20 protein-coding genes are annotated in these 18,721 nt (G+C 57.6%); 14 read left to right on the forward strand and 6 right to left on the reverse strand.

Annotation, left to right across the window (positions count from 1 at the left end; all coding sequences use genetic code 11):
- Positions 1–745 precede the first annotated feature (745 nt).
- The 3 genes from QFZ34_RS05475 to QFZ34_RS05485 form a co-directional block, all read right to left on the reverse strand.
- Complete coding sequence (locus QFZ34_RS05475) at positions 746–988, reverse strand: hypothetical protein (protein WP_307277904.1); 243 nt, start codon at positions 986–988, stop codon at positions 746–748.
- Positions 989–1,739: 751 nt separating this feature from the next.
- Complete coding sequence (locus QFZ34_RS05480; RefSeq protein ID WP_307277907.1) at positions 1,740–1,982, reverse strand: hypothetical protein; 243 nt, start codon at positions 1,980–1,982, stop codon at positions 1,740–1,742.
- Between the two features lie 1,106 nt (positions 1,983–3,088).
- Positions 3,089–3,649 carry a TetR/AcrR family transcriptional regulator gene (locus tag QFZ34_RS05485; protein WP_307278986.1) on the reverse strand — a complete coding sequence of 187 codons (561 nt, stop codon included), beginning with the start codon at positions 3,647–3,649 and terminating at the stop codon, positions 3,089–3,091.
- Positions 3,650–3,757: 108 nt separating this feature from the next.
- Between QFZ34_RS05485 and QFZ34_RS05490 the strand changes: the two genes are divergently transcribed.
- Positions 3,758–4,546 carry an SDR family NAD(P)-dependent oxidoreductase gene (locus QFZ34_RS05490; RefSeq protein WP_307278989.1) on the forward strand — a complete coding sequence of 263 codons (789 nt, stop codon included), beginning with the start codon at positions 3,758–3,760 and terminating at the stop codon, positions 4,544–4,546.
- 654 nt (positions 4,547–5,200) lie between these two features.
- On the opposite strand, the gene QFZ34_RS05495 is transcribed toward QFZ34_RS05490, so the two are convergent.
- Entirely contained in the window at positions 5,201–6,124 is a 924-nt protein-coding gene (locus tag QFZ34_RS05495) for an alpha/beta fold hydrolase (RefSeq protein ID WP_307277909.1), read from the reverse strand.
- A gap of 279 nt (positions 6,125–6,403) precedes the next feature.
- Here QFZ34_RS05495 and traI point away from each other — a divergent pair, with 279 nt between their 5' ends.
- The 12 genes from traI to trbI all read left to right on the forward strand — a co-directional run bounded on the left by traI (position 6,404) and on the right by trbI (position 16,648).
- On the forward strand, positions 6,404–7,021 hold the full coding sequence (traI, locus tag QFZ34_RS05500; RefSeq protein ID WP_307277913.1) for an acyl-homoserine-lactone synthase: 618 nt from the start codon (positions 6,404–6,406) through the stop codon (positions 7,019–7,021).
- A gap of 15 nt (positions 7,022–7,036) precedes the next feature.
- Complete coding sequence (gene trbB, locus QFZ34_RS05505) at positions 7,037–8,005, forward strand: P-type conjugative transfer ATPase TrbB (protein WP_307277916.1); 969 nt, start codon at positions 7,037–7,039, stop codon at positions 8,003–8,005.
- Entirely contained in the window at positions 7,995–8,378 is a 384-nt protein-coding gene (locus QFZ34_RS05510) for a TrbC/VirB2 family protein (RefSeq protein WP_307277918.1), read from the forward strand. Before trbB ends, QFZ34_RS05510 begins: the two co-directional genes overlap by 11 nt.
- Positions 8,371–8,670 carry a conjugal transfer protein TrbD gene (locus tag QFZ34_RS05515; protein WP_307277921.1) on the forward strand — a complete coding sequence of 100 codons (300 nt, stop codon included), beginning with the start codon at positions 8,371–8,373 and terminating at the stop codon, positions 8,668–8,670. Before QFZ34_RS05510 ends, QFZ34_RS05515 begins: the two co-directional genes overlap by 8 nt.
- A gap of 9 nt (positions 8,671–8,679) precedes the next feature.
- Positions 8,680–11,133, forward strand: coding sequence for a conjugal transfer protein TrbE (locus QFZ34_RS05520; protein WP_307278991.1), 2,454 nt, complete (start codon positions 8,680–8,682; stop codon positions 11,131–11,133).
- A 22-nt stretch (positions 11,134–11,155) separates the two neighbouring features.
- The gene (gene trbJ / locus QFZ34_RS05525; protein WP_307278994.1) at positions 11,156–11,917 is read left to right on the forward strand and encodes a P-type conjugative transfer protein TrbJ; all 762 of its coding nucleotides are present in this window, start codon (positions 11,156–11,158) and stop codon (positions 11,915–11,917) included.
- On the forward strand, positions 11,914–12,114 hold the full coding sequence (gene trbK, locus QFZ34_RS05530) for an entry exclusion protein TrbK (protein WP_307277923.1): 201 nt from the start codon (positions 11,914–11,916) through the stop codon (positions 12,112–12,114). Before trbJ ends, trbK begins: the two co-directional genes overlap by 4 nt.
- On the forward strand, positions 12,108–13,307 hold the full coding sequence (gene trbL / locus QFZ34_RS05535) for a P-type conjugative transfer protein TrbL (RefSeq protein WP_307277926.1): 1,200 nt from the start codon (positions 12,108–12,110) through the stop codon (positions 13,305–13,307). Before trbK ends, trbL begins: the two co-directional genes overlap by 7 nt.
- A gap of 40 nt (positions 13,308–13,347) precedes the next feature.
- Entirely contained in the window at positions 13,348–14,010 is a 663-nt protein-coding gene (locus QFZ34_RS05540) for a conjugal transfer protein TrbF (RefSeq protein WP_307278997.1), read from the forward strand.
- Positions 14,011–14,087: 77 nt separating this feature from the next.
- The gene (gene trbG, locus QFZ34_RS05545) at positions 14,088–14,867 is read left to right on the forward strand and encodes a P-type conjugative transfer protein TrbG (RefSeq protein ID WP_370878714.1); all 780 of its coding nucleotides are present in this window, start codon (positions 14,088–14,090) and stop codon (positions 14,865–14,867) included.
- The gene (gene trbH, locus QFZ34_RS05550) at positions 14,867–15,322 is read left to right on the forward strand and encodes a conjugal transfer protein TrbH (protein ID WP_307277932.1); all 456 of its coding nucleotides are present in this window, start codon (positions 14,867–14,869) and stop codon (positions 15,320–15,322) included. Before trbG ends, trbH begins: the two co-directional genes overlap by 1 nt.
- A gap of 12 nt (positions 15,323–15,334) precedes the next feature.
- A complete protein-coding gene (gene trbI / locus QFZ34_RS05555) occupies positions 15,335–16,648 on the forward strand; it encodes an IncP-type conjugal transfer protein TrbI (protein ID WP_307277935.1) in 1,314 nt (437 codons plus the stop codon).
- 371 nt (positions 16,649–17,019) lie between these two features.
- On the opposite strand, the gene QFZ34_RS05560 is transcribed toward trbI, so the two are convergent.
- Together QFZ34_RS05560 and QFZ34_RS05565 are read right to left on the reverse strand one after the other, a co-directional pair.
- Entirely contained in the window at positions 17,020–17,418 is a 399-nt protein-coding gene (locus tag QFZ34_RS05560; protein ID WP_307277938.1) for a type II toxin-antitoxin system VapC family toxin, read from the reverse strand.
- Positions 17,415–17,666 (reverse strand): AbrB/MazE/SpoVT family DNA-binding domain-containing protein, encoded by a 252-nt coding sequence (locus QFZ34_RS05565; protein ID WP_307277940.1) that lies wholly within the window; start codon positions 17,664–17,666, stop codon positions 17,415–17,417. The genes QFZ34_RS05560 and QFZ34_RS05565 overlap by 4 nt, the downstream gene beginning before the upstream one ends.
- 700 nt (positions 17,667–18,366) lie before the next feature.
- Between QFZ34_RS05565 and QFZ34_RS05570 the strand changes: the two genes are divergently transcribed.
- On the forward strand, positions 18,367–18,678 hold the full coding sequence (locus QFZ34_RS05570; RefSeq protein ID WP_307277941.1) for a DUF736 domain-containing protein: 312 nt from the start codon (positions 18,367–18,369) through the stop codon (positions 18,676–18,678).
- Positions 18,679–18,721: the final 43 nt, after the last annotated feature.

The raw sequence follows: 18,721 nt of genomic DNA on the forward strand, positions 1-18,721 counted from the left end.
TGGTTGTTGACGGGGCCCGCCACGTACATCACCGGTCTCGCGATTGATTGGTATTTGCAATCCAACAGAGCCACGCTTTCGCGGTGTTTAAGGCAAAGGCCCACCTAGTCCGTTAGTGGCGCCAGCCTGATTTGCGGGCGTCAGCCGAAACATATATTCACTGATGGCGAGTAGATAACCCGGTAGTGATTTGCCTTGCGCGCCCAATCCGGCAATGAGCTGGCCCATATTGGCCAGGTTGCCCGATCAGCCATTGTGCAACACGGGCCGTGGGGATCTTGACCCGCCCTTCCCGCTTCCCATAGGTCAGTTCGATCAATTGGTTCCGGGATAGACCGGCGCGGGCGTCCGTCATTGCTAATGGCAAGAGGATGACGGGCGGCAGCATCCAGTTCTATGTGTCCGTCTTGGGCCGGGCGCGTTATTTAGGTTGATCCGCATGGGGCCTGCATCAATCAATGTGGGTGGGCTTGGTCATTTGTCCACCTATCTGGTCTCAAGCGCATGGACAATGTCCCGGTTTCCAAAGCACAGCGCCCCCAGCAGCAAGCTCGGACCAGCCTGACCCTGCAGCTCTGACTCATGGTCCTGTCTGCTGAGCATGGGTAGATCGCTCATCTGGAAAAAGACAGGCCGTTCGCGGGACCGGACCTGACTGAACTTCTGAATTCCCGCGGGCAGCAAAGGCTTCAATCGCTACAGGAGGAATTGCTGGCCTCGATCACCTGAAACATTGTAGGGCTGTTTAGGGGCGCAGGGCGATCCGACGCCATGGCCAGTTGACCAACTGATCAATCATGGTGATATCGTTTACATCCGAGGTACCGAGACAAAGTTCCCCGATCCGGCGCAGACGGAAAAGAATCGAGTGCTTACCGAGGCAGCCGGGCCGTTCGCCCGGATGTTTGATCGCGCCGGACATTTGACGATGAAGAGGTCGCTGGCACGAGATGAATGAGCCGCTCAATCCCCACGATATTGTCCTCATGGATGGCCTCTCCCGGGGCACCTGGTGACCGATGCACTCGAACAATCGGGTTTTCCGTGCTGACCGCAACCCCGGATCATGCTGCCTAACGATGTTCGGCACATCATGCCCGATATCATTTGAGGCGTGGCAATCTTGCTGCAGATGGACAGAATTGAAAAATGTGAGCATAGCAAACCCCGGCAGCGGTCACGCAGGTTCCGGTTATTGCCATGACGGGACCGATGCCCAAGTTGGTCTTTCTCGATGATGCCTTACTTCGAAGGGCGGCGGGTTGGTCGGCCGGCACGGCAATACGCCCGCTCGTTCTTCAAGCCCTGATTGCGCCGGCACCAGCGCGGGACAAGTGTCCCATTTGCAGGGGCAGGTTCCAGGCGTTGCCCGCCCGCCATCATTTCAGCAGCCCGGAAATTCTAAATTCCGCGCACCGGAGATACCGCAGGACCCGGGGCAAAACATAGCCGGGAAGGCACCTGCCGTCCCTTGCTGCAAAGAATATAGCTCGACAGAAATCCCGCCTCGGTCCGTCAAACCGGTAAAATGGCGAATGCAAGATCCTTGTGGGCGCATGGTGCGGCAGGTCAAAGCCCGGCGACCACGGCATCATTTGATCAGTCCCCAGGGTGTGGATGCAACCCGCCGGATGTCGATGCATACCTGGAACTTCCAGCAAGGGTTCATGCAAAGGCCGGCTTGGGGATGGACAGGCATCACCGATCTTCTGGATCGATATTTGATTCCGCACACAGCGTCATCCCGATCTTCGCTTGGCTTTTGGTTGCGACGCCTTTTCCTGCGAGCGCCCGTCAATCAGGTGCAAAGCTGGCTTGCCGCAGGGGAGGGCGAGCCTGTCAGTTCGTGTCGCAGGTGCCCCTGCCGAAATGCCAGCGATTTTCCATGGCACAATCCCATTCACACCGGCGCCGGCGATAGAAGGGCAGGAGGGGTGCAAGCGCCCAATCACGCCCCACATTGTGATAAGGTCATCGTTCATGCTCAGCCCCACCGGAGAGCGACCAGTCGTCAGCGCCATGTCCCCAGAGCAAGGTAACGGATGCTGGGAAAGGGGCACGCAAAATGCTGTAGCTTGCGATTTTGTGAAACAGCGCCGGTCCCGGCGCGGGATCATCACGAGGGTGAGGCAGGCGCGACGGTCCTCCACCGACCCATATCTCGGGTCACGGCCGGTTACATGATCTCTGTTGGGCAATTGTTGTCACTGTGCGTTGACAGGATCGTTGCAGCAACACTTCCGACTGGCAAAAAGTTTGGCATGTCGCCTCCTGTAACCGGGCGCGAAATGCCTTCTTCACTTGCCCGGTTTAAGCGAATGCCCGGGGCATCACAATGAGCCTGTAGCCGAAGACATCATGGCAGGAGAGCTGGTTTGTGTCATCGTGCAACGGGCAGATCCGTTTGAACGGTGGCAACTAACAGGCGCCAGTTCTCTGGTCTCAACACGCGCCGATCAGGGGGCGTTGAGCATACGAGATTTTTGCGTCCGGGAAGTATCGTGCGGTGCAGCTGCGCTTACCGTCCCCGCTGCAAGAAGGGCCTTACGTGTCGTCCTTGGTTCCGGCGACCGGTATTAATCCCCTGGGCTCGTGCTTGAAGCCCAGCAAGCCTTTCGAAAGAGCAGGAAGGTACTCATGCATAAAGGGATGTAGCCTAAAACCACGCGCCCCGCGAGAGGAAGTGAAATGGGCTTTAGCTGCGGGATGAGCGAAAATGCTCATTTAAAACGGGTACTAGGCACAGCCAAGCGCCGGCAAAACCAAATCCGAATTTTACTCGCGAGCGTTTGTGTCAAAGCAGCCCAGTGACTGTCTGCACAAACAGTTCTGATTTGCTTTCATCAGCGTCAAACGGAACCGGACTTCAGTTATTTTGCAGCCCGTGCTGGTTTACTTCCAGTGCTTTAGCAATGCCAGAAGGTCTGGACACTTCGAACAGCGCCGTTGGTCAAGTGCGGCGCTGGTGCCAGACAGGGCGCATACGGCGCCTGCTGTCAACGGATCAGGTTCGCAGGAGAAAGCTGCCGCCGCACTCTCTGGCGGCCCAGCCGGGGTTCAGTTGCGGTATTTGCGGCAAGCATGAAAATCATGTCACGGTCTGGCTGATTGCGTTATCAATCCACGCACGTGTCTGTTCCAAAATTTCGTCCGACAGAACGGGATCGTCGATCGCGCGGGCGATGATCACCGCCCCCACCATCGCCGCCCAGCTTCCGACTGCCGCACGACGCCTGTCGACCTCGCTCAACTGCGCAAGCGCCTCACCGAGGCGATCGATCTGCGAGCGAAGGCCTTCGGTCATGGCCGAGCGGGCCGCAGGATTCTGATAGCGGATGTCTGCAACAAGGCCCGCAGTCGGGCAACCACTGCCGGCATTATCCCGATGCCGGGGTGAAAGATAGGCATTCAAATAAGCGCGAAAATTCCGCCCGCCGCCTTCGTCCGCGGCAAGGACATGAGCAAGGGTATGTGCGATCAAATCGTCTTTCGAACTGAAGTGGCCATAGAAGCCGCCATGGGTGAACCCGGCCGCTTCCATCACTTCCGCCACGCTGATCGCATCGAACCCTTTGTCGCGAAACAGCCGGCTGGCAGCATCCAAAATCCGGCGGCGGTTATCTGCCATCTGCTCGCGGCTGACCTTCATTTTGAAATTCTCCGTCTCGTCCATTGACTTTTACATGATGACGATCATATTTAGCTAATCATGATGTCCATCATGATTATAGGTTCGATCAGAGAAAAGGGCAATGCCATGACCATTATTCCGTCAGTCCTCATCACCGGCGCCTCCACCGGCATCGGTGCCGCCTATGCCGAGCGTTTTGCCGGCCGCGGGCACGATCTTGTGCTGGTTGCCCGTGATATGGCGCGACTGGAGACCCTGGCGTTCCGCCTGCGCCAGGAATATGGCGTGGCGATCGACATCATCCGTGCTGATCTTACTCAGCCTGGCGAGCTTGCAACGGTAGAAACGAGGCTGCGCGATGACGCCCGTATCGGAATCCTTGTCAACAATGCAGGAACAGCCATTGGTGGTACGTTCATCGAGCAGAGCACCGACTCCGTTGCACGGCTGGTGGCGCTCAACACGATTGCGCTTGTGCGGCTCGCCAGTGCCATCGCTCCACGTCTTACGAAGGCTGGCGAAGGAGCAATTGTCAATATCGGATCCGTGGTCGGACTGGCGCCGGAATTCGGTATGACGGTCTATGGCGCAACCAAGGCTTTCGTTCTGTTTCTGTCGCAGGGGCTCAGCCTGGAGCTTGCGCCCAAGGGGGTTTATGTCCAGGCGGTGCTTCCCGCCACGACGCGAACCGAGATATGGGAGCATGTCGGCGCTGACGTCAACACGCTCTCCAACGTGATGGAGGTGAACGATCTGGTTGATGCGGCACTGGTCGGATTCGACCGCCGCGAGCCGGTAACCATCCCACCGCTTCCCGACGCCGGTCAGTGGGACGCGCTTGAGGCAGCGCGCCAAGCCATGCTTCCAAATTACGGAAATCAGCATCCGGCCGAGCGCTACCGCGCGCCGGCCTAGAAACTCAGATTTCGGTCCAACGATCGCTGCGGTGGGCAAACAATTCTAACTCATGGCAAACAAGGAACTGTCTGAGCTTTATAGTGTTGCCCATCAAATCCTTACCAACCCAATTGTCACTTCACCCTTGACCCGCAACCGGGTTGGCCGGGCTTCGTCCCGGGCGCCGAAGGCGGAACGCGTCATTTTACACCGGTTAGGTAACAGCCGGAACAGGAAAGGGTTCTGCCTGCCCAGGCGCCAACAGACTGAACGAACATGGCGGGATTGTCGCCGCTCATTAATGTTCGGCCGGCAATGCATTGCCCAAGCCCGAGGGGTAATATGCGATTAGGAGAAATAATGAGTTTGTTTACGAGGGCAAAAGCCCGACACGAACCGGATTTTGATCAGTGGCGGGGAAGGCAGTGTTTCAGCGTATCAGGCATTGATTTTGCCCTATGTCCGCCAACGTGCGTTCAGCTGACATTTCCCATTTGCAGCCGGCCCGTAACTGCCATTGGCCATGCAACGCAGAATTTGCATCTATCCGGCAAAATCTGAAATCCCTTGGTCGAAGACCGCAGATCAAAGACGTCTGCTCTAAGGAGATCGCGGAAGATGTCGCCGGATTAACGGACAGGCCGCTGCTATTTTCCGGCGACGCGCGCCACCCTATCTGTTCGCCTCGTTGACTATCTCGTCCCAGGTTTTGACCTTCTCCTGCCCATCCAGGAATGGCATGACTGCCTCCGGCAACTCGGGCGCAAAGAAGATATCGTAATGGGTGCGGTTGGGAATGATAGCGAGCCGGTTTTGTGACATGGTTTCACGCATCCAGCCGGCATCCCTGAGCCCGCCGCCAAGCAATTGGTAAAACTTGATTTCATGTTCGGGCCTGTACATGTCACTGTCGGCAAACACCAGCATTACCGGCATTTTCAATTTGGCAACGTCCTTGGAATAATCATACGGTTTGCGCATGAAATCGCCCATCGCGCCGATGAGGCGCGGAAAGTCCGCCGGCTTCGGGGCCACCGCGGCGTAGCTCTTGTACATGGGTGTATCCTTCATCATGTCGGCCATGTCCGCATTCATCCTCGCCTGCATCTTGATCATCTCAGGATAGAACCCGTCCTGCGCATAGCCCGCCGAGACCAGGGCAAGGCGGCTGACGACTTCGGGATGCTGTACGGCAAGCCGGAACGCCACGCCGCCCCCGAACGAATATCCAAGGACGTCTGCCTGGTCGTGTCCGAGTGATTTAAGGATAGTTGCCATATCATCGCCCATCGCCTCAAGGCTGATCGGGCGGGCTCCAAGCCCGGTGCGGCCATGTCCCTGAAGATCGACACCAATGACCTGCCGGCCTCTGGTGAGCCGCTCCATGATCGGTTTGAACATGTCGATCGAGCCAAGTCCGCCATGAAGGAGAAGCAGTGGCTTGCCTGCGCCCTCACCGTGAACTTCATAGTAATAGTTGATACCGTCCGCTTGGATATGCCCGCTTTTTGCGGACACAGCCGTCGCTGCATGGACTGCAGATGTGACGCCCAGTGCCAGTGCTGCCACTGCAAACAGGCTCGACAGGATTTTCATGTTCGTCTCCTCGGATTGTTTCAGTTGATGTCGTGAAGACGAACCACGACCCTGAAATCCTACATACCTTTCGGCAATGATCGAAAAAAAGTGAAATCGGCAAGCACGTGCCTGCCTGTGGCTTTGGCCGAAATGCGCATTGTCGCCGGTGCTGCTGGCTCAACCAATGCCGCAATCCCTTCGAACTGATGGCCGGCAGGACTGTAGAATTCTACACTCGAACAGATCTGAAATTCATGGTCGCTTGCCTCCGTTGCCAAACAAAGGAGGTCGTAAAGGATGTTAGCGCTTGCAATACAGGACGCCCGGGACCTGAATTCACGGCAACTCGTCAACGAACTCTTCAAGCTGAGAGCACGTGTTTTTTCGGGACGGCTCGCTTGGAATGTCAACGTTCGCGATCGGCGCGAGACCGACGCCTATGATCTGTTTGACCCTACATATATCCTCGCTATTGCAGAAGACGGAATCCTGGCTGGCTGCGCCAGATTGCTTCCCGCAACCGGGCCAACAATGTTGGCGGATATTTTTAAAAAGCTCCTTACAGCCGGGCGACTGGCGGCTCATCCGGCGATGGTGGAGAGCTCGCGGTTCTGTGTTGATACCTCCCTTGTGCGAAGCAGGACAGCGGGCACGTTGCACGAGGCAACCCTTACCCTGTTTGCAGGCATTATCGAATGGTCGATGGCAAATGGATTTAAAGAGGTCGTCACTGCAACCGACGTCAGATTTGAAAGAATCCTGAAGCGGGCGGGCTGGCCGATGCGTCGCCTCGGTGAGCCGTGCAGGATCGGAGATACGATCGCGGTCGCAGGTTCTCTTGCCGCCGACGCTGCAAGCTTTGACCGGATCCGCCCGGCGGCATATCGCTCGGCAATTGTGCCCAATCGCGAGTAGAATATGGGGGCTGTCATGAACCGGTTGCGCTCCCATCCGCGCCTTATCCGCAAGCTTGAGGAAGCCCTTGGCGACCATCTGTGTGCCGCACTTGGCGATGCAAACGTCGTTGAGATAATGCTCAACCCCGATGGCAAGCTCTTTATCGAACGATTGGGGAACGGCATGACGCCGGCTGGCGAAATGCCACCTTCCACAGCCGAGATCATCATTGGAAGCATCGCACATGCGCTGCAATCGGAGGTTGACCAGGACCGTCCCATCATTTCCGGCGAACTACCGATTGGCGGGCACAGGTTTGAAGGATTGCTGCCTCCGGTCGTTGCCCGCCCCTCCTTCACGATCCGGCGCCGGACGTCGCGCCTCATCAGGCTCGAGGACTATGTCAGATCGATGGTGATGACGGAGCGCCATGCTTCCGCCATCCGCCATGCTATTTCCTCTCGCCTCAACATCGTGATTTCGGGAGGCACCGGGTCGGGAAAGACAACTCTTGCCAATGCTGTTCTTGCCGAGATCGTCGAAATCGCTCCGGATGACAGGATTGTCATTCTTGAAGACACGGCGGAGATCCAGTGTGCTGCCGAAAACGCCGTTGCACTGCACACAAGTGACAGGATCGATATGGCGCGACTTCTCAAGAGCACCATGCGTCTGCGTCCGGACCGCATCGTTGTCGGCGAGGTCCGTGACGGTGCGGCCCTCACTCTGCTCAAAGCCTGGAATACGGGGCACCCGGGAGGCGTTACCACAATCCATTCCAATACGGCCCTGTCGGCTTTGCGTCGTCTTGAACAATTGACCGCCGAAATCAGCCCGCAACCCATGCGCGAAGTGATCGGTGAAGCCGTCGATCTGGTGATCTCAATCGAACGTACGCCCAAAGGGCGGCGCATTCGCGACATGGTCCGCGTCGAAGGCTTTACCGGCACTCAATATGAAACCCAAAATCCCCAGATCCAGGAGGAACGTCATGTCGCGTGATTATCGTGTGTTTCTATTCGCCGGAACTTTCGCGGCTGCAATGAGCATTTTTGTTATAGGACCTGTATTTGCCTCTTCCGGGGGAGGCGGGTTGCCATGGGAGTCCCCGCTCCAGCAGATCCAGCAATCCATCACCGGACCGGTCGCCGGATTCATCGCGCTGGCTGCGGTCGCCATTGCAGGTGGAATGCTGATCTTTGGCGGTGAACTCAACGACTTCGCACGCAGGCTTTGCTATATCGCCCTTGTCGGAGGTGTCCTTCTCGGCGCGACACAGATTGTCGCCCTGTTCGGTTCGACAGGCGCATCGATCGGCCCGATGGAGGCGCCCGATCAGAAAGCCCTTCCGCAAGGGGAGAAGTCCCATGGCTGAAGTCGGCTCCGGGCTTGAAAGGACGCCGATCCAACGGGCGCTCTCTCGTCCGAACCTTTTGATGGGAGCCGACCGCGAGCTCGTTCTCCTCACGGCGCTTGCGACGGTGATCCTGATTTTCGTTGTTCTGACGTGGTATGCGGCCCTGTTCGGCGTCGCGTTCTGGCTGATCGCCGTCGGCGCACTGCGGATGATGGCAAAAGCCGATCCCTTAATGCGCAAGGTCTATCTCCGCCACATCAGATACACTGTCCATTACCGGCCGACGTCGACGCCCTGGCGCCGATATTGAGGAGCAATGATGGTCGCTCTTTCTCGCTTCCGCCACGCCGGCCCTTCCTTTGCGGACCTTGTTCCTTATGCCGGGCTCGTCGCCAACGGCGTTATTCTTCTCAAGGATGGCTCGCTGATGGCCGGCTGGTATTTCGCCGGACCGGATAGCGAAAGTTCCACGGACGTCGAGCGCAATGACATATCGCGCCAGATCAATGTCATCCTTTCACGCCTGGGTTCGGGCTGGATGATCCAGGTCGAGGCTGTGCGGGTTCCGGCAACCGATTATCCAGGAGACCGGGACTGTTTCTTCCCCGATGCGGTGACCCGCGCGATTGACGCCGAGCGTCGTGCGCATTTTGAACGGGAAAGCGGTCACTTCGAAAGCCAGCACGCGCTGATCCTGACATGGCGCCCGCCCGAGCCCCGAAGTTCCGGTCTGACACGCTATCTCTATGCCGATCGCGACACCCGGTCTGCCTCCTACGCCGATCAGGCGTTGGAGGCATTCCAGACCTCGATCCGCGAAATAGAACAATACCTCTCCATCACGATGTCGATCAGGCGGATGGTGACGCAGGAAGTCGGAGGGCCACGAGGGAGTGTGGTGAAATATGATGAGCTTTTCCAGTTCATCCGCTTTTGTATTACAGGGGAGAACCATCCTGTGCGGTTGCCTGCTGTCCCTATGTATCTCGACTGGCTGGTGACAGCCGAGCTGCAACACGGCATGACACCCATGGTGGACAACCGGTTTGCGGGCGTCGTTGCGATCGATGGTCTGCCGGCAGAGAGCTGGCCAGGCATCCTGAACGCGCTCGACCTCATGCCGCTGACCTATCGCTGGTCTTCCCGATTCATTTTTCTCGATGCCGAAGAGGCCAAGGCAAAGCTTGAGCGCACGCGTAAGAAATGGCAGCAGAAGGTTCGCCCATTCTTTGATCAGCTTTTCCAGACACAAAGCAGAGCCGTCGACCGGGATGCGATGCTCATGGTGGCCGAGGCCGAGGACGCAATTGCACAAGCCTCATCCCAGCTTGTAACCTATGGCTATTATACGCCGGTGATCATTCTGTTTGATAAGGACAGTGTCCAGCTCAAAGACAAATGCGAAGCGGTCCGCCGGTTGATTCAGGGGGAAGGGTTCGGAGCGCGCATCGAAACCCTCAATGCGACCGATGCCTTCCTCGGCAGTCTGCCCGGCAACTGGTATGCCAATATCCGCGAACCGCTGATCAACACGCGCAATCTTGCAGATCTCATCCCGCTCAATCAGGTTTGGTCCGGCAGGCCCGTTGCTCCGTGCCCATTTTATCCGGCCGGATCCCCGCCCTTGATGCAGGTGGCAAGCGGCTCGACGCCGTTCCGGTTTAATCTTCACGTCGATGACGTCGGCCATACGCTCGTTTTCGGCCCGACCGGATCGGGCAAGTCCACGCTGTTGGCGCTGATTGCCTCGCAGTTTCGCCGCTACAAGGACGCCCAGCTCTTTGCATTCGACAAGGGGCGTTCCATGTTGCCGTTGACGCTTGCGGTCGGCGGTGACCACTACGAGATTGGCGCAGAGCCGCAAGCGGCAAGAAGCGAGCTTGCTTTCTGTCCGTTGTCCGAACTCTCGACGGACACGGACCGTGCATGGGCGAGCGAGTGGATCGAGATGCTGGTGACACTGCAGGATGTCCCCATCACTCCCGACTATCGCAACGCCATCTCCCGGCAGATCCAACTGATGGCGCAATCGCGTGGCCGGTCGCTTTCCGACTTCGTCTCCGGTGTGCAGATGCGCGAGATCAAGGACGCATTGCACCACTACACGGTCGACGGTCCGATGGGGCAACTTCTTGACGCGGAAGCGGACGGATTGTCACTGGGTGCTTTTCAGTGTTTTGAGGTTGAGGAATTGATGAATATGGGCGAGCGCAATCTTGTGCCGGTCCTGACCTACCTGTTTCGCCGCATTGAGAAACGGCTGACGGGCGAGCCAAGCCTCATTGTCCTTGATGAGGCTTGGCTGATGCTTGGCCATCCGGTCTTCCGGGACAAGATCAGGGAGTGGCTGAAAGTCCTGCGCAAGGCCAATTGTGCGGTGATCCTCGCAACCCAGTCGATCTCGGACGCCGATCGTTCCGGCATCATCGATGTGCTGAAAGAAAGCTGCCCCACCAAGATTTGTCTTCCAAACGGAGCGGCGAGAGAGCCCGGAACACGCGAATTCTACGAAAGGATTGGCTTTAATGATCGCCAGATCGCCATTGTCGCCTCCGCCGTGCCGAAGCGGGAATATTATGTAATCAGTCCCGAAGGGCGCCGGTTGTTTGACATGGCTCTTGGACCTCTGGCGCTTTCATTTGTGGGCGCATCCGGCAAGGAAGATATCAAGCATATCCGTGCCCTTTATGCCGAACATGCGGCCGACTGGCCGCTCCATTGGATCAAGCAGAGGGGGATTGCCGATGCGGCATTGCTGTTACCGAAAGCTTAGGAGAAACCTTTTCGCGACCGCCATGGCCGTGGCAGTGCTTACGCCGGTCACCTCAGGTTCCGCGCGCGCTGGCGGTGTCACCGGACAGGCTACAGAATGGACCCAGCTGGCCAACAACGCTGAGCTGATCAGCCTCGTCGGCAAGTCGGCCGAGCAGGTGAACAATCAGATTACCCAGATCAATCAGCTGGCAGAGCAAATCCAGAACCAGCTCAACATCTACAGGAATCTTTTGCAAAATACCGCCCAGCTGCCGGATCATATATGGGGCCAGGTTGAAAATGATCTGGGCAAGCTTCAGAGCGTTGTCGCGCATGGGCAGGGCATCGCCTTTTCCATGGGCAATGTCGACGATGTCCTGAAGCAGCGCTTCGCGAGCTTCGCCGACATGAAAAGTAACCTGCCGGACAGCGCGAGCTTTTCGTCGACCTATCAGGACTGGTCAAACGCCAATCGTGACACGATCCTCGGCACACTGAAGGCTGCAAATCTCACCGCTGAGCAGTTTACCAGCGAGGAGAGCACAATGTCATCATTGCGCTCAATGTCCCAAAGCGCTGATGGGCAGATGAAAGCACTGCAGGTCGGCCATCAGATCGCCGCCCAGCAGGTCGCGCAAATGCAAAAGCTGCGCGGGCTGGTTTCACAGCAGATGACCATGATGGGCACGTGGTTTCGATCCGAACAGGCACAAAAGGATCTTGCCCAGGCCCGACGGGAAAAATTCTTCAACGCACCGATCAATGACATCCGCGGCGGCCAGACAATGGAGCCACGCTGGTGAGCCCGCGTATCCTCGTTATCCTCGTGCTGGCGTGTGCCATCGTTTTCGGAATGGTGATTCAACCCGACGCGATGACTGAGCCACTGGCGATGATTTCGGAACCGGGTGCTGCACAGCGCGAATACCGCGAGCGTTTTTTCGGTGGCGGTCCGGACCGCGATGTCCGCGGCGGCCAGGAGATGAAGTCAGGATGGTAGTTTTACGCGCTTCCCGCGCTCAGGAGACAGCGTTCTTCGTCGTCGCGATTTTGCTGCTTGCGAGCGCGCCAGCGCTTGCACAACAGGGTGCGGTGCTGACCACGCTGGAGAACCAGGTCGTGAGTGCCGCAAAGGGATGGGAGACAACGATCATGAATGCAGCGCGCTCCCTGTTCTGGATTCTCGCCGGTATCGAAATCGGCATTGCCGCTATCTGGCTGGCGGTCAGTGCCGCCGCGCTCGATTCATGGTTTGCCGAACTGGTGCGCCGGATCATGTTAATTGGCCTCTTCGCCTTTATCCTCGACGGTGGCCCGGCATTCGCCAAGGCCGTAGTCGACAGCCTGTACCAGATCGGCGCCGGTGGTGGCTCTCCGTCGCCCGCCAATATTTTCGACGCCGGAATCCGCGTTGCGTCGAAGATGTCCGAGCAGGCAAAGTTCGGTCTGTTCGAGGACAATGGGCTGGCCATCGCTGCGGTTTTCGCAATGGTTGTGGTTGTCGTTTCATTTTCCCTGATCGCAGCCATCTTCATTGCCGTCATGGTAGAGATGTATGTCGGGCTCCTGGCAGGAATGATCATGCTCGGGCTTGGCGGCTCCTCCTACACCAAGGATTTCGCCATCCGATACCTGGTTTATGCCTTCTCGGTCGGCATGAAACTGATGGCGTTGGTGATGATCGCCAAGATCGGCTCCGAGACCCTGCTCGGACTGGCTGAGGCGCCAACCGCAACCACCGACCAATTTATTACCACGCTCGCCATCGCCGGCATATCGGTCGTCGTGTTCGTAATTGCGATGTATGTCCCTCCTATCATGCAGGGCGTGGTGCAGGGTGTGTCCGTGACGGGCGGCATGGAGACGATCCGGCACGGCTCGCAGGCGTCGGGTTTTGCCGTCGGTGCGACGGTGGGCGCGACTTCCCTGGCCATGGGAGGAGCGAGAATCGGTGCAGCGGCGTACGCCGATGCCCGGTCGACGGGCTCGTCAGTGGCAGGAGCGGCGCTGAAAGGAATGGCAAGCGGGTTCGGGGCAACTGGAGGCGCACTCGCCTCGGCAGCCCGCGATCAGGCGATGGGCGGACGCGGCACCTATGGCACCTCAACGCTTGGGCTCGCCAACGCCAAGCTCGAGGAAGCCAGAAAGTCATCCCTGGCGCCCAAAGACTCATCCGGAAACAAGGGACGCTGATATGAGACGACCGACTGCCCGAAACACGGCGTGGGGGGTGATGGCACCGGGTGAGACAGCAGAAAACCCCTATATGGCCGCACGGCTGGAGTGGAATGAGCGCTACGGCTCCTATATCCACGCGGCAAGGACATGGCGGATCGTCGGCATGGCCGGCATGTTGATGGCGGTAATCGGCTTCAGCTATGGGCTTTTCCAAAGCACCCAAGTGAAGCTCGTCCCCTACATCGTCGAGGTCGACAAGCTCGGAACCGCCGCAAGTGCCGGCTTCCCGCAGCAGATCGAATATGCCGACCCGCGTGTGGTGCGGGCCACGCTTGGCGGTTTCGTTTCAAATTTTCGCTCGGTGACTCCCGATGCGATTGTACAAAAGCACTATATCGACCGCACCTATGCGCTGCTCAGAACTTCGGACCCCGCGACCGAGAAGGTGAACAACTGGTTTCGCGGCAATTCTCCCTTTGAAAAGGCCAGGAACGCCACCGTAGCGGTTGAAGTCACCAACATCGTAGCGCTGTCAAAACAGTCCTATCAGGTCGACTGGACCGAATATGAACGCGACCGGAAGGGCAAGGAAACTGCGGTTCGACGGTTTCGAGGCATTGCCACAGTCACCCTCAATCCACCACAAGATGAAAGCATCATCCGGCTCAATCCGCTAGGTCTTTACCTGCGTGACTTCGACTGGACGGCGCAGCTTTAAAAGGTATGAAACCAGACATGAACGTCAGCGCAATCTCCGCCAGGGCCGTCCTGATTGCATCCATCACCCTCCTTGTCATGACCACATTCGTTCCGGTCGCTCTGGCTCAGAGCATGAGCGCAAATGAAGCGAAAGGTACAAACATATCCGGCCAATGGCGGGGAAGCCGCGGACTCGTCACGAAAGGGGCGGATGGCAAGGTCATCTTTCTTTTCGGGGAAGTGCAACCATCCGTCGTCTGTTCACCATTGCAGGTGTGCGACATCGAACTTCAGGCCGGCGAGGTGGTCCGTGACGTGCTTGTCGGCGACACAGTGCGCTGGAAGGTTGAACCCGCCACCTCGGGTGCAGCCGGTGGACAGGCGATTCATCTGATTGTTAAACCCTCCGAGTCTGGCCTGGTCACGTCCATGGTGGTGACAACATCGCGGCGAACCTATCACATTCAGCTCAAATCGCATGCAAGGCAGTATATGGCACGTGTGGGTTTCGAATATCCCGAAGACGTTTCGGCGAAAGTCTCTGACATCAATGCACGGCTGGAAACCGGCACGATTTCCGGCGCCGGTTTGCCCCCAGAACAATTGAATTTCGGCTATTCACTTTCCGGAACAGCAAGCTGGCGCCCTGTGCGCGTCTACAGTGACGGATCGAAAACCTATATCAAGTTCCCAAAATCCGTATCAGCCCAGGATGCACCGGTTCTGTTCGTCGTGTCGGGGGGCCAGAACCGCGTTGTCAACTACCGCATGAAAGGCGATATGATGATGGTCGACTACAATATTGACCGTGCCGTACTTGTCTCCGGCGTCGGCTGGAAGCAGCAAAAGATCACCATCAAGCGGGGAGGGCGGTGATGCGATTGCGTTCACCTGTTCGCGCCATGATGGTTGCCGGGTTTCTCGCCTTTGTTCTTTCAGGGTGTGCATCGGTTGCACCAACGAGATTGATCGCGCGCACTGCGCTGCCTGAAATCTCCGATACTGCCGCAGGCGCGATCGCCGGCGACATGGTCAGTCGTCTTGCCGAACAGGTGGGGCCCCGGACAGCTGCCGTTGCCTTGAATCAGGATGATACGCCGTTCGGACGGGCGCTTGAGGCAGCGCTCAAGGGCTGGGGCTATGCGGTTGTCGCCGACCAGAAGGCCGAGGATAGAACAAAACTCATCTCGCTTGTCTATGCGGTGGAGCCGTTCGAGGGACAGATGCTTGCACGGCTGTCGACGGCGAGCCTGAAGATCGGCCGCGTTTACAGCATAACAAACGTAGGCGCGACGCCGACAAGCCCGCTTTCGGTTATGCAGAGCAGCTAGAAAGGAGCGGTCATGGTGCAATCGCTGCAGCTTGGCGGAACGCAAAACAGCAACCAGGCCACCAGCATGCGGCGCGTCAATCGCCTGCCTGTATTCGTCCTGATTTGTCTGGCTGTCGCTTTTCTCGTCATCATATTCTTTGGTCTTACGGGACGTGGGCTTTATCCTGGTGACGAACCAGGCATTGACCAGTCTGCGGGATACCCGGCCTCTAGCTATGCCGATCAGTTGAAACAGGGTGTGGCCGACGGCATCATTGGCGAGCCTCAGCCGTCCCCAAGCTTCCAGCCCTCTCCCGTGGAAACGAAGCCGGACACATCCGCCAACCCTTTCGGGATGCAGACAAACCATACGGGCGAATACCAAAAGCGCGATAGCGGCCTGGAAGAGGACGAGGTGTGGCGGGCACGTCTTCAACGCGAGCAGGACGAACAATATCTGCGCGAACGGCAACGCCAACGCATGGCGCGTCTGCAAGCGAATGCAGCAGCCCATGATGCCCCTCTTGCCCTTGACCCTGGCAAGTTTGCAAGCAGGCCGGGCGATGCGACGGACACGTCCAATACACTCAAATCTTCATACTCCGCATCTCAAGCTTCCGGCTCGGACCTTTATGCCGCAGCGCTGAGAAATGGTCTTGCCGGTCAAAATTTTGATCCGAACGGCCAGGCATCCAAGCAAGACTTCTTCAATTCAGACATCAGGGAACTCGGATATTTGCCGAACCGGGTCGTCCCGCAGCAATCGCCCCATGAGCTCAAGCGCGGGTCGGTCATTCCTGCAACGCTGATCAGCGGCATTAACAGCGATCTGCCCGGCCGGATCACCGCACAGGTCAGCCAGAACATCTACGACAGTGCAACCGGCCACCGCCTCCTGATCCCGCAAGGAGCCAAACTGTTTGGCCGGTATGACAGCAAGATCGCGTTCGGGCAAAGGCGGGTTCTTGCTATCTGGACGGATATCATTTTCCCGAACGGCTCGACGCTTCAGATAGGCGCAATGGCCGCTGCCGATGTGCAAGGGTATGGCGGCTTCAAGGACAAGGTGAACAACCACTATTTGAGGACGTTTGGTTCGGCCGCCCTCATCGCGGTGATCGGAACGGGAATCGACATGGCCCTGCCTGAAAGCTCTACGCGTGCGACTCAGGATACCGCATCCGACGCAGCCAGGCGAAACTTTGCAGAATCCTTCGGACGTGTCGCCGAGCGCACGATCAACCGAAATCTCGACGTCCAGCCGACGTTGGAAATTCGCCCGGGCTATCAGTTCAACGTCGTTGTCGATCAGGACATGGTTTTCCCGGCGGCATATGGAAAATAGCGTGTCTGATATTTACGAAGCGGAAAACTAGTCGACGCGCACGATCACTTCGGTTGGTTGGCGATGAGGTAGCGCTCGGCTTAGCGATGTCAATGACTGTCGGCTACAATGATGAGGAGAGGGGAACAACGTGCATATTCGATCTATGAGTTAGCCCGATAATTCCAGGTTTCAGCCACGTTGCTGGCCAAAACATGCGATTATTGCTACATATCAGGGCCACCTGCGGGCTATTGGCAGAAACTTGCGTTTGGAAAGACGCCGGTAAGAGGCTCTCGACAATCTCCGGCAGACGAAAGGTGACTATCTTACAAACCCAGACAGCCGGGTGCCCAGTTCTGCGACCGTCGTGCTAATAATGCGAGGCGCTGTCAGGACAGGAGCTGCGCCACCTGTCCTTGATCTGTCAGCAGTTCAACTGCCTGTTTATCGAACGACATAAAGGTTTCGCCGCCCGACCAATTGCCCTCATATGCCATGATACCATCCGCGAAATCACCACCAGCTTCTAGAATGGCGAGTCCGGCCTCAACAGCAGGACGATTCATCACAACATTTCCAGCATCCAGCAAATCACGGATCGTCAGGGCTACATCTTCCTTCGGGAGCTTCGCTCCGCGCCGTAGTATCCAAACCAGCTCACACAGGCACGGCAAGGCTACCGCGATAAGGGAAGCCTCTTTGAGAAGATTGCTGGCGGCACGGCCTTGCTTTGCGTCGTCCTGTAAAACAGCGCGCGCGAGTATATTTGTATCAACTGAGATTTTCATTCTTCACCCGCCCAACCAGAGGCGGCAATCTCGTTCATTTCGTCAATCGTCATCGGCTTTCTGACCTTGCCCGCATGCCGACTGATGAAACTATCAATTGTGCCTTTCGGCCGCGCCGCTTTCACCCGAAGCTCACCGCCCGGCAGTTTGTCCAATTCTATCCGTTCGCCGGGCCTAATGCCGAGATGTTGCAGTAAATCCCGCTTTAGCGTGACCTGTCCTTTCATTGTAACCCCTAGTGAAGTCACGACTCTCTCCTTTTTGCTCAGTAGGTCATGTACAGTAATGCAAATTCTCATTACTTGCAAGTGGGATTGTTTAGATGGGTGCAAAGCAATCGCGAGGGCTCAAGAAGGCCTAGCGGTCTTTACGCCATCAGGAAATTTCCCACAGGGACGAATGATTGCTGCGGCAAAGATAAATGGTTGACGGTAGGCCCATCTGATCATGTACGCTCGAATGCCAGGTCTTGATCTGACCATGCCGACTCCATATCTGTCTCCCCCCGTCTGTGCTCATTGGAAGTCCATGTGACCTCGTTCGCTTGCGTCTCTTTTTTGATTGCCAGGCCGGGGCAGGCTGCTTCCGATAAGCGGCGGCGACATTGGCGCGGGTCACCGCCATGCCATTTCGCTCGACGTAATCTGGTGACGAGGGACATGCGTCCAGGGTTCCTTCCATTGCAGTCCAGGCCACGTCCTTCGCGGGCTCGATGGGGCATGTCTGATCGGAGACCGGCTTCGCCTCGACCGTTATCCGCAACGGCCATCCGCAGCTTTCTTCCCCTGCGAACTGAGTTCGCATTCCTCGCGAAACAACAAAGCTGCTTCCTGCCGTCCTCCACTGCGTTTCGGCCCCTGCGGGGTGCGGTCCGATCGTCGCCGATCTTTGCGACAGCCATCGAGGCCGCGATGGGCGCGGCCCGAAACAAGCGAAAGGAACAAGACAATGGCTACCATCGGCACCTTCACCTCCACCGAAAACGGCTTTACCGGCTCGGTCCGTACCCTCGCACTAAACGTCAGGGCCCGCATTGCCCGCATCGACAACCCCTCCGACAAGGGCCCGCACTACCGCATCTATGCCGGCAATGTTGAGCTCGGTGCGGCATGGCAGAAGCGCTCCAACGAGAGCGAGCGCGACTACCTCTCGGTCAAACTGGACGACCCGAGCTTTCCCGCTCCGATCTACGCCACTCTGACTGAGGTGGACGGTGAGGCAGCCCTGCACCTCATCTGGTCCCGTCCAAACCGGGATTGAAGCCATCGGTCCAGGGGCTCCGCCAGCGAAGGCGGGGCTCCAC

Origin of the sequence: Phyllobacterium ifriqiyense (assembly GCF_030817885.1) — a bacterium.
Classification (GTDB): domain Bacteria; phylum Pseudomonadota; class Alphaproteobacteria; order Rhizobiales; family Rhizobiaceae; genus Phyllobacterium; species Phyllobacterium ifriqiyense.

Coding starts and splice junctions, on each gene's coding strand:
- QFZ34_RS05475 (WP_307277904.1), bottom strand. CDS start 988: ATGAGGACAATATCGTGGGGATTGAGCGGCTCATTCATCTCGTGCCAG.
- QFZ34_RS05480 (WP_307277907.1), bottom strand. CDS start 1,982: ATGAACGATGACCTTATCACAATGTGGGGCGTGATTGGGCGCTTGCAC.
- QFZ34_RS05485 (WP_307278986.1), bottom strand. CDS start 3,649: ATGAAGGTCAGCCGCGAGCAGATGGCAGATAACCGCCGCCGGATTTTG.
- QFZ34_RS05490 (WP_307278989.1), top strand. CDS start 3,758: ATGACCATTATTCCGTCAGTCCTCATCACCGGCGCCTCCACCGGCATC.
- QFZ34_RS05495 (WP_307277909.1), bottom strand. CDS start 6,124: ATGAAAATCCTGTCGAGCCTGTTTGCAGTGGCAGCACTGGCACTGGGC.
- traI (WP_307277913.1), top strand. CDS start 6,404: ATGTTAGCGCTTGCAATACAGGACGCCCGGGACCTGAATTCACGGCAA.
- trbB (WP_307277916.1), top strand. CDS start 7,037: ATGAACCGGTTGCGCTCCCATCCGCGCCTTATCCGCAAGCTTGAGGAA.
- QFZ34_RS05510 (WP_307277918.1), top strand. CDS start 7,995: ATGTCGCGTGATTATCGTGTGTTTCTATTCGCCGGAACTTTCGCGGCT.
- QFZ34_RS05515 (WP_307277921.1), top strand. CDS start 8,371: ATGGCTGAAGTCGGCTCCGGGCTTGAAAGGACGCCGATCCAACGGGCG.
- QFZ34_RS05520 (WP_307278991.1), top strand. CDS start 8,680: ATGGTCGCTCTTTCTCGCTTCCGCCACGCCGGCCCTTCCTTTGCGGAC.
- trbJ (WP_307278994.1), top strand. CDS start 11,156: ATGGCCGTGGCAGTGCTTACGCCGGTCACCTCAGGTTCCGCGCGCGCT.
- trbL (WP_307277926.1), top strand. CDS start 12,108: ATGGTAGTTTTACGCGCTTCCCGCGCTCAGGAGACAGCGTTCTTCGTC.
- QFZ34_RS05540 (WP_307278997.1), top strand. CDS start 13,348: ATGGCACCGGGTGAGACAGCAGAAAACCCCTATATGGCCGCACGGCTG.
- trbG (WP_370878714.1), top strand. CDS start 14,088: ATGACCACATTCGTTCCGGTCGCTCTGGCTCAGAGCATGAGCGCAAAT.
- trbH (WP_307277932.1), top strand. CDS start 14,867: ATGCGATTGCGTTCACCTGTTCGCGCCATGATGGTTGCCGGGTTTCTC.
- trbI (WP_307277935.1), top strand. CDS start 15,335: ATGGTGCAATCGCTGCAGCTTGGCGGAACGCAAAACAGCAACCAGGCC.
- QFZ34_RS05560 (WP_307277938.1), bottom strand. CDS start 17,418: ATGAAAATCTCAGTTGATACAAATATACTCGCGCGCGCTGTTTTACAG.
- QFZ34_RS05570 (WP_307277941.1), top strand. CDS start 18,367: ATGGCTACCATCGGCACCTTCACCTCCACCGAAAACGGCTTTACCGGC.